Annotated in this window: 11 protein-coding genes; 3 read left to right on the top strand and 8 right to left on the bottom strand. The window is 38.9% G+C overall.

Going from position 1 to position 9,845, the window contains the following annotated elements:
- Positions 1-12: 12 nt before the first annotated feature.
- Positions 13-1,197 (top strand): efflux RND transporter periplasmic adaptor subunit, encoded by a 1,185-nt coding sequence (locus QNI15_RS15085; protein ID WP_314032383.1) that lies wholly within the window; start codon positions 13-15, stop codon positions 1,195-1,197.
- Positions 1,198-1,531: 334 nt separating this feature from the next.
- Here QNI15_RS15085 and QNI15_RS15080 read toward each other — a convergent pair whose 3' ends face one another.
- Together QNI15_RS15080 and QNI15_RS15075 are read right to left on the bottom strand one after the other, a co-directional pair.
- Positions 1,532-2,281, bottom strand: a complete 750-nt coding sequence (locus QNI15_RS15080; RefSeq protein WP_314003235.1) for a pseudouridine synthase — start codon at positions 2,279-2,281, stop codon at positions 1,532-1,534.
- 58 nt (positions 2,282-2,339) lie between these two features.
- Complete coding sequence (locus QNI15_RS15075; protein ID WP_313978524.1) at positions 2,340-3,047, bottom strand: NUDIX hydrolase; 708 nt, start codon at positions 3,045-3,047, stop codon at positions 2,340-2,342.
- Between the two features lie 221 nt (positions 3,048-3,268).
- Between QNI15_RS15075 and QNI15_RS15070 the strand changes: the two genes are divergently transcribed.
- On the top strand, positions 3,269-3,628 hold the full coding sequence (locus tag QNI15_RS15070; protein WP_314032382.1) for a hypothetical protein: 360 nt from the start codon (positions 3,269-3,271) through the stop codon (positions 3,626-3,628).
- 112 nt (positions 3,629-3,740) lie between these two features.
- Here QNI15_RS15070 and QNI15_RS15065 read toward each other — a convergent pair whose 3' ends face one another.
- Positions 3,741-4,637: an OmpA family protein gene (locus QNI15_RS15065; protein ID WP_313978298.1), complete on the bottom strand. Its 897-nt coding sequence runs from the start codon at positions 4,635-4,637 to the stop codon at positions 3,741-3,743.
- Between the two features lie 516 nt (positions 4,638-5,153).
- On the opposite strand from QNI15_RS15065, the gene QNI15_RS15060 reads away from it, so the two are divergent.
- A complete protein-coding gene (locus QNI15_RS15060) occupies positions 5,154-5,870 on the top strand; it encodes a YebC/PmpR family DNA-binding transcriptional regulator (RefSeq protein ID WP_314032381.1) in 717 nt (238 codons plus the stop codon).
- 97 nt (positions 5,871-5,967) lie between these two features.
- On the opposite strand, the gene QNI15_RS15055 is transcribed toward QNI15_RS15060, so the two are convergent.
- The 5 genes from QNI15_RS15055 to QNI15_RS15035 all read right to left on the bottom strand — a co-directional run bounded on the left by QNI15_RS15055 (position 5,968) and on the right by QNI15_RS15035 (position 9,589).
- Entirely contained in the window at positions 5,968-6,987 is a 1,020-nt protein-coding gene (locus QNI15_RS15055) for an aldo/keto reductase (protein ID WP_314032380.1), read from the bottom strand.
- 136 nt (positions 6,988-7,123) lie between these two features.
- Positions 7,124-7,996: a helix-turn-helix domain-containing protein gene (locus QNI15_RS15050; protein ID WP_314032378.1), complete on the bottom strand. Its 873-nt coding sequence runs from the start codon at positions 7,994-7,996 to the stop codon at positions 7,124-7,126.
- 57 nt (positions 7,997-8,053) lie between these two features.
- The gene (locus tag QNI15_RS15045) at positions 8,054-8,791 is read right to left on the bottom strand and encodes a leucine-rich repeat domain-containing protein (RefSeq protein ID WP_314032375.1); all 738 of its coding nucleotides are present in this window, start codon (positions 8,789-8,791) and stop codon (positions 8,054-8,056) included.
- A gap of 21 nt (positions 8,792-8,812) precedes the next feature.
- Entirely contained in the window at positions 8,813-9,103 is a 291-nt protein-coding gene (locus QNI15_RS15040; RefSeq protein WP_314002762.1) for a leucine-rich repeat domain-containing protein, read from the bottom strand.
- Positions 9,104-9,151: 48 nt separating this feature from the next.
- Entirely contained in the window at positions 9,152-9,589 is a 438-nt protein-coding gene (locus tag QNI15_RS15035) for a leucine-rich repeat domain-containing protein (protein ID WP_314002764.1), read from the bottom strand.
- Positions 9,590-9,845 lie beyond the last annotated feature (256 nt).

Genomic DNA, 9,845 nt, shown 5'->3' with positions numbered 1-9,845 from the left:
ACACTATAGTTTATGTATATATATTCTTTCGCCTTGTTCTTAACCAGAATAACCAAAATAGCGAGTCTTTTTCTTTTGCTTTGTATTTTCGGATGTAGTAATAAAACCGAACCAGTTTCCAAAGAAACACCAAGTGCGGATAGTACAGACGAGAATGTGGTTTTCCTGACAAATCTTCAATACCAAACCGCTGGTATTCAACTAGGCTCTATAACCATGCGTAACATCAGTGGTACACTCAAAGTTAATGGTGTGCTGGATGTTCCTCCACAAAATCTGGTTAGCATCTCACCACCTATGGGAGGGTTTCTAAAAAGTACTCCTCTATTGCAGGGAATGCAGGTAAAAAAGGGACAGGCCATTGCTGTGATTGAGAATCTGGATTTTATACAACTACAACAGGAATACCTGGATACGAAGAGCCAACTGGAGTTTCAGGAAGCAGAATACCAACGTCAGCAGGAGTTAAGCAAAGAAAATGTCAATGCACTAAAAACGCTACAACAGACCAAAGCACAATACCAGAGTACACTGGCTCGCTTTAAAGGATTACAGGCCAAACTGCGGTTTATTCATTTGAATCCGGAAAATGTAGGCAAAGGGCCTATTCAAAGTACTATCTCGTTACACTCTCCTATCAATGGCTTTGTCACACAGGTTCATGGTAATTTGGGGGCTTATATCAATGCTACAGATGTTCTGTTTAAAATTGTTGACCCTGAACATCTTCATGCCGAACTAACTATTTTCGAGAAAGACATTCCCAGTATCAAGATTGGGCAGAAAGTACGGTTTGTACTGGCCAATGAGACAAAAGAACGAACAGCTACTGTTTATCTGATCCGAAAAGAGATTGCTGAAGATCGAAGCATTGGTGTACACTGCCATCTGGACCAGGAAGACGACAATTTATTCCCGGGCACTTATCTTTCCGGCTGGCTGGAAACCAGTGCATTGGCAGTTCCTACCTTACCTGAAGAGTCAGTGATTTTGTCAGGAGAGAAAAAGTATATCTTTATATTGAAGAAAAGGACCCAAGAAGGCGTATACTTTGAACGCAAGGAAATCCAGACTGGCAATACCGAACTATCCTATAGTGAAATCAAATCGATGACCTCTGCCGACTCTCCTAATGCTATTGTAGTAAAAGGAGCATATGAGCTATGGGCTGCTATGACAAATACAGAAGAAGAATAAAAGTACAGTACTGTCATAACTTTACAGTGCGCATAGTTACAGGCGAATAAGTATTTTACCCGAACTATGCGCATTAATTTTTTTGCGGTGAATTGTAATCAAATACAAAACTTGCGGTTTATTCTATGCAAAAACTTTTTTGCGGTGTATTCAACACATTAGCAAATTTGCAGTAAACTCCAGGCAAAATTGTTTTTGCCCAAACAAACCAGAGAAGCTCTTCAATAGGTTGCATACGTTGAACTCAACGCATCAAACTGTTTTAAACTACACTATGCTCAACTAACAGATAAGCAAAACTGTACAATGGAAAATATACCGAATGAAAATGCTTTTACTCTGGTAAGATATTTTCTAATGCGGTCGTCCAGCCAAGCTTTGTAACAACGTCTGAAAATGAGGCATCCAAAGGTGCAGTAATGGCTAGTGACTGCCCTGTTACCGGATGGACAAATTCCATTTTTACAGCATGCAATAAGAGACGATGGCAATCAAACTGCTGGCGAAAAAAAACATTGTGTTTCCCATCTCCATGGGTTGTATCTCCTACTACATGATGAAAGATATGTTTCATATGCCGCCGGATTTGTCGGTTTCGTCCGGTTAATGGTCTCACCTGAATCAGCGAATAACGTGTGGTCGGGTGTTTGGCAACCTGAAAGGGCAGTTCCACTGTTGCCAACCGTTTGTATTCTGTAATGGCACTTTGTGCAGGAGCATCTTTCACAGCTTGCTGGTCAGTCATCTTATCCCACATTTTGGTTAAGGGATAATCTATGACTTCCTCTTCTGCTGTATATCCTCTTACCACCACCAGATAGGTCTTGATTGTCTGTTTGTCTTCAATAGCTTTACTCATCTCACGGGCAGTATCTCTGTTCAGAGCAAATAACAGCACCCCTGAGGTAGGTTTATCCAATCTGTGCAATAAATAAATACGTTTTTTTAACTGCTTGCGAAGCACCTGTTGTGCATTAACCAATTCATACTTATCCATCTCACTTTTATGAACCAGCATGCCCGCAGGTTTATTTACAGCCACTAACCACTCGTCCTGATAAAGAATTTCCAATGAATCTGCCACAAAAGAAATAAGCTTGTCTGTATAGGGACTACTATACTGATAGTAGTTTTTAGATATACTAAATAAAGCTGTTGGGAATAAAATTAAGAAATGAATTAAACTGTTTCTGATACTTTTCAGTATCTACACTATACAAGAAGGCTCCCTTTTTGGAATATCCTTTCTGTTTCTCTTTCAGCTTTACAAGCAAACTGGTAGAAAGTATCTTTCGGCTAAAGTTTCGTTTGTCAAATGAGGTAGCGAAGATCGCTTCGTATAGCTTTTGAAGTTGCGGAATGGTAAATTTTTCAGGCAACAATTCAAATCCAATAGGATGCTGGGATGCCTTATACCGTAGTTTCTCAATAGCCAGTTCAATCATAGCTTTGTGGTCAAAGAGTAAATCCAAGCCATCGAGTTGATTGAGAGAGAACCAGTGCGCATCATAAGTGTGGGATATTTTCTGTTCATAGTCAGCCACATTGATTAGAGCAAAATACGCTATTGAAACAGTTCGCTCTACTGGGTCACGTTGTGGATCACCAAAGCTATATAACTGTTCCAGATAGATATTAGTCAGATTAGTTAACTCATACAAAATTCGGGAAGCTGCCTGTCCCAATCCTTCTCCAGGTTGTAACCACCCTCCCATCAACGACCATGTTTCCCTATTGGCTTCAACCCCACGACGGACCAGTAATAATTTAAGTTCATCACCATCAAACCCGAAAATAATAGAATCAAGAGCTACCAGGCATCGGGTTTGATAACGGTATTCTTCCAGCATTTTGTTTTTGAGTTCTTCCTGCATTGTATAGGTAAGAAAGCCTAGGTTGGATAAAGTGAGTGTAAAATAGCTTCTCAACTACAAAAGAATAGATTTCACCCAGAAAAACAAAACTATCCTGCAGGACTCATCTGCGGTTATTTAAAAGTAATACTTGAATGGTATCATTTTTTATATTAATTTAATGTTAATCAAATTGATCATTAGTTAACATTAAATTAATGAACACTTCCAACATACCATCCGACTCACACGATGCGAAACAATTAACTGTGATTGATGGCACGTGTTATATCTGGCATAAGAATGCCTGGAAGAAGTATGACAAGTATCGTATAAAACACCGTCGCAAGAAATTTGTCCGATTAGTTAAACGACTGGTAAGTGGCCCTATTGCAGGTATGGCAATAGGTATTCTGACCTATCGTCTTTTACAGGTACCTTTGTTTGTGGCTATTTCCATAGCCCTTAGTATTGCAGCAGCGGGTTTATATCTGCGATTTCGCTATGTGAAGTATTTCTACCTCGGCTTTGTAGGATTGCTGTATGTGTTCCTTTTTCTACGAGTCCTTCTACGTTAAAATACTGTTCCATATTACAAATCATTTGTTCGTATAACATAGTATAAAACAAAAAGTCCTTTCTGTTTCCAGAAAGGACTTTTTGTTTTATAGACTAACGTCTTGATTAATTTTAATAATGGTAAATCATTTCTACACGACGGTTTTTCGCACGACCTGCATCTGTATCGTTCGTATCTTTTGGACGAGCTTCACCAAAACCATCAGTTGTAATCCGGGCAGCATCAATACCTTTTTCAGATAGATATCGTTTCACCGATTCTGCACGACGACGTGATAGATCCAGGTTTGCTTCATCTTCACCTACGTTGTCTGTATGTCCTTCCAGGTGTAGAAGAGAATTAGGATTCTGCTGCATGATGCCAGCCAGTTCATTCAAAGTAGCGAAAGAAGAAGGTTTGATTACATCTTTGTTTGTCTCAAACAACAGATTGTCAAATGCACGTTTTAAGGCTTCTTTTTCCTCTTTCTTGATTTCAGGACAACCATGATTAGCAATAATGCCTGGTACATCCGGACATACATCATCTGCGTCATAGATACCGTCACCATCCTTATCTTTCTTCACAATCGGACAACCCAGGTTATGAGGATCTCCAGGTACGTCCGGACATTTATCCACGTTGTCAGTTACTTTATCATTATCACGGTCACCCCATGGACAACCATGATTTTCTTTAGGTCCGGGAATCGTATCACAATTATCTTCATAGTCATATACTCCATCAAAGTCAGTATCCGGAGGACAGCCAAAAGGAGTTACTTTCTCTCCTATGGGTGTATGAGGACATTTATCCCGATAGTTAGGTACACCGTCCTTGTCATCATCATAGGAATAGTACGGGGAAACATAAGGTTTCACCTCCTTTTTTCCTTTTTTAGTTTCAGTCTTTTTACCAGACATTGCATCTGCTGACTCATTGGTTGCCGACGAAGCGGTTCCCTGAGCAAATGCTCCATAACCAGCTAAAAAAATGAGGCTGGTTGTGAGTAAAGTTGTAAAACGCATAGATCTTATCTTATTAGTTGTGTTAAACTGTTCTTCTGTCATCACTGTATGCGCCCTACTGAGAAAAAGTAATCGACCAAACCTCCCTATTCCTTCGACGAAATGAAATATTGAGCAGATAAAAATTTAAAATAGTGAATTTACGCCATTGAAGTAGGCAAACAACGGGATGACTTTACAGGGCATATAGTATTGGTAAATGTTTTTCTACTTTGAAACCACACTCCCTGAAATCACTTCTAAAGCATTGACACAAAGAGAAATAACTACTTCCACCCACCTCATTTAGATGATTTTCCACCTAAGTATCCAGAATTAAAATTGCGACAAAGTCTCAGATTTATTACATAAAAAAGGTAATCTCTAGTTTGTTACCTATACATAAGATCTATTCTTTTAGCATAAGGGCATCTCTGCTCTTTTCGCTTCTTTAAAAATTATTTCAGACAACTTCAAAAATTTCTACCTTTGCAGCACTTTTCTCATTTATACAATCATTTATTCATATATAGATTCATGGGACGCGCATTTGAATTCCGTAAAGCCCGCAAAATGAAACGCTGGGGCATGATGGCTAAAACTTTTACCAGAATTGGAAAAGACATTGTTATGGCTGTAAAATCCGGTGGTGCAGATCCTACAACCAACTCACGGTTACGGGCTATTATGCAGAATGCAAAAGCCGTAAACATGCCGAAAGACAATGTAGAAAGAGCGATCAAACGGGCTTCTTCAAAAGATGAGGCAGACTACAAGGAGATGGTTTATGAAGGATATGCGCCACATGGTGTAGCCATTCTGGTAGAATGTACTACAGACAACCCTACACGTACCGTAGCTAACGTTCGCAGTTACTTTAACAAAACTGGTGGTAGTCTGGGCACATCGGGCATGCTGGACTTTATCTTTGAACGTAAAAGTATCTTCAAAATCACAGCTGACCCTAAAATCGACATTGAAGAACTGGAACTGGAACTGATTGACTTCGGTGCAGATGAAATATTTCTTGACGAAGAAGCAGGTCTTATTAACGTCTATGGTGAATTTACTGCTTTTGGTGCGTTACAAAAACACCTCGAAGAAAAAGGATATGAACTCAAAGGTGCGGACTTTGAACGTATTCCGAATGATACCAAGCAACTCACAGAAGAGCAGGTAGCAGATGTTGAAAAACTGATCGAAAAGCTGGAAGAAGATGATGATGTACAGAACGTATATCACAATATGGGATAGTACTTACTCACATAGTCACATATAGAAAAACCGGAACGTTGGATATAAACGTTCCGGTTTTATTTTAATTTTAATACATATTAATCTTAAGTTATCCTTATATCTTCCGGTCTGCGCCTGTTCGGTCTAGCATCCAGCCAGGGTATTCAGGGGACAGCCTACTTACTTCGTCCAGTTTCTGCAATTCCTCAGCACTAAACTGTACATTACCAGAGGCAATATTGTCATTCAGTTGATCCAGTGTCTTTGCACCTATAATCACAGAAGTGACTACTGGCTGATGTAGCAACCATGCCAGGCTAAGTTGTGCTACAGATACTCCTTTCTCTTTCGACATAGGATGTAGAATATCCAGTATGTCATAAGCTTTGTCTTTATTAACAGGTGGAAAGTCGAATGTTGACCGACGTGAGCCTTCTGCACCTTCTATAGTACGACCATATTTGCCACTCAACAGTCCTCCTGCTAATGGACTCCATACCATTAAGCCTACCTTCTGATCCTGCAGCAATGGCACAATCTCCCGTTCCAGATCACGCCCGGCAATGGTGTAATAGGCTTGTAGGGACACAAACTTTGCAAGTCCTTTGTACTCAGAGATAGAAAGAGCCTTCATTAGTTGCCAGGCAGCTACATTGCTGCATCCGATATAGCGCACTTTGCCACTTTGCACAAGTGAATCCAGTGCCCGAAGTGTTTCTTCTAAAGGTGTCATCGGATCATAGGAATGAATCTGATACAGATCTATATAGTCCACATTAAGCCGTTTCAAACTTGCTTCTACCTGTTCCATGATATGTTTACGAGTAAGGCCAATCTGATTGGGCAAGCTCCCCATCTTGCCTCTCACCTTTGTAGCAATCACTAATTCCTCTCTATTCAGGCCCAGTTCCCGAATAGCCTTTCCTGTCATCTCTTCGGATACTCCTTCGGAGTAGACATTGGCCGTATCAATAAAGTTGATACCAGCCTCTACCGATTGTTTGACTAAATCATTTACCATTCCCTGATCCAATTGTCCAATCACATTCCAGAATCCTTTTCCACCAAAAGTCATTGTACCTAAACAAAGATCCGAAACCAGAAGTCCGGTATTACCTAGCATTTTGTACTTCATATGTATCTATTGGTTTGTGTGATAAAATTACTGCTTCTGATCAATTTATTTCACGAAAACAGCCTGCACAAAGGTATAAGCAGGTCAATAGAGCAGACTAACGATTTTCAAAGGAAAAAGTATACTTTTCAAACAATTACTTTCGCAGGGAAAGTGGAGTTGCACCAGTCTTCTTTTTGAAAAAGTTATTAAAATAGGTAGGATATTGAAACCCCAGGCTATAAGCAATCTCGGAAATACTCCAATCGGTATGCAGAAGCAAAGCTTTCGCTTCATTAACGATCCGATTGGTAATATGTACTGTAGTAGGCTTACCCGTTATTTCACGCACAGCATAGTTGAGATGGTTCACATGTACAGATAAGTTGACAGCATAATCACTGGCATTGCGCAACTTTAACACTTGTCCTGGAGAGTCTATCGGAAACTGCCGTTCCAGAAGTTCCAGAAAAAGACTGGCTATTCGGGATGCGGCATTCTGATGTATGAAGGCAGAAATTTCAGGCTGCATTTTCAGCGCTTCATGAATCAGCAGATTCACATGATTGCGTAAAAGATCGTATTTGTAAACATACTCTGTCTCAATCTCTTCCAGCATTCGCTGAAAAAGACTTTCCACATACAAAACCTGTTTATCATTCAGAAAAAACACAGGCGTTCCTCCTATTTTAAACATAGGTACTTCGCGTACATTATCCATCCGATCACCGGATTTCAGAAACTCTTCGGTAAAGATACAGAAGTAGCCTTCCTTTACTTCAGAGATATGTTCAAATGCATAGGGCACAAGCGGATTGGAAAAGATCAGGGCAGGTTGAGTAATCTCAATGCTTCTGCTGGCATAATGTAATATACAGTGATTGGTAAGCAAGGTTACTTTATAAAAGTCCCGCCGACTATAGGGTATCGTTTTTCCCTTTGACCTCTCTATCGAATACACATTAAAATGCCTGACCGGAGACTGGATTTGGGCACTATTTTCGGGTGTTTTAGTTTCCTTTGTGATCATATCACAAAAATAAGAATATCAAAGAATTTTATTGTGTAGTCTTATAAGCAGATCGATTCATTTTATAGCCTTTGCTCTACATAATTCGAATAGTACCTGGCACTTGGGTAGCTCCTCCCTGATTCGTTCTTTTTCTTCTACGGAAAACGAATTATTTACCAAAATCAGGAAAAGTAGCTTAGAAAGACTTTTCACTTGAGTAGGTAAAGATTGCAGTTTGTTATCAGAAATGAGCAAAGTGGACAATCGGCTTAGATTCAGAATTTCATCTGGCAAAGACTCAAGATCATTATGATCAAGAAATAAGGATTCAAGACCATGAAGCTTTCCTATTTCCAAAGGCAGCTTCACTAATTGATTATGGCTTACTTTTAATTCCATTAACTGAGAAAGTTCTCCGATTTCAGCAGGCAATGATGTTAGCTGGTTATATGAAAGTTCCAAATGTGTCAAGCCTTTGAATTGACTGATATCAGTAGGAAGCACTTTAAGCTTATTATGAGCCAGATTTAATTTTTCTAAATGTCTGAAGTATTTGATTTGAGAAGGCATCACCGTTAAATCCCCTTTAGACAGATCTAATTCCTTCTTAAAATAAACTCCGTACAGCTTCTTATTAAATGGATAATGGGCACTTTTTGAGAAAAAGCCAAAGGCTATTTCAATATCTTGTTTAAAATCTTCTATGTCAATTTGTGATGCATGGGCAATCTCTATTCCAAGTTGAATGCTCTCCATCTGCCCGGAAAGCAATAGCCGCATTACATTTTCTTTTTCAATCTGATCTTCCGCCATAGTGTTTTCTTGATAAGATGATTAAAACCAGATTCGACAATTAGGTAGCCAGGCCCGAATCTTTTGTTGCTCGGCCTCTGAAATGGGATTATTTTTTAAAGATAACTTCTCTAAATCCTGTAGAAAACGTATTTCAGAAGGCAGTGACTGTAATTGATTATTCCCCAAATACAAAAAGTTTAGACCCACCAGATTGCCAATTTCAGAAGGAAGCACAGAAAGCTGATTGTTACTTGCTCTCAGGTAATGAAGTTCAATACAATTTCCAATCTCAGAAGGAATAGATTGCAACAAATTTGTATCCAGGTCCAAATTTCTGAGCTTTTTAAGATTACCTACTGAAGTAGGAAGCGAATGTAACTAATTACTTGCTACATTCAGGGTATTAATATTGCGACAATATCCAAGTTCTATAGGAATAAAACGCAATCGGTTATTACGGCAATCGACCTTACTCAAATGGAACAGATACCCTATTTCAACAGGAATGGAAACTAATTGGTTATTATCCAGAGACAAACGCTGTAGTTGTGTTAATATCCCTATTTCACTGGGAATAGTAAACACTTGGGTAAATTGTAACTGAAAGATTTGAAGATTCTTCAGATAGTGTATCTGAGGAGGTACTACAGTCATGCTACAATCTGATATAGTTATATTTCTCTGAGAATTCACATGAAATATCTTTTGCTCAAAAGATAAATCTTGCTCTGTAGATAACCAATTGAAGATAACTTCAATATCCCGTTTAAACTCTTCCAGATCAATCTTTAGTGACTCAGCAATTGCTAGTCCCACCTAAACAGTCTCCATTTGGCCGGAAAGCAATAACCACAGTGCCTTTTCTTTTTCAGTTTACTGGACTGTATAATGAGTCATATTGTTGTAATGTTTCTATTTATTGTAGCCATTTTTATAGATAAAAAGGTAAATCAGTACGAGTTGTTTTTCTATTAAATACTCTATTTATTTCGAGCCCTTTTTATCTTCTTTTGGAACTGCTTCTCTTAAAGAGTAATGGTTATATAACTTATTGAATAGAACCCAGATACAA

Source organism: Xanthocytophaga flava, from assembly GCF_030068545.1.
Classification (GTDB): Bacteria; Bacteroidota; Bacteroidia; order Cytophagales; family 172606-1; genus Xanthocytophaga; species Xanthocytophaga flava.
This window is presented reverse-complemented; position numbering and strand designations above follow the sequence as displayed.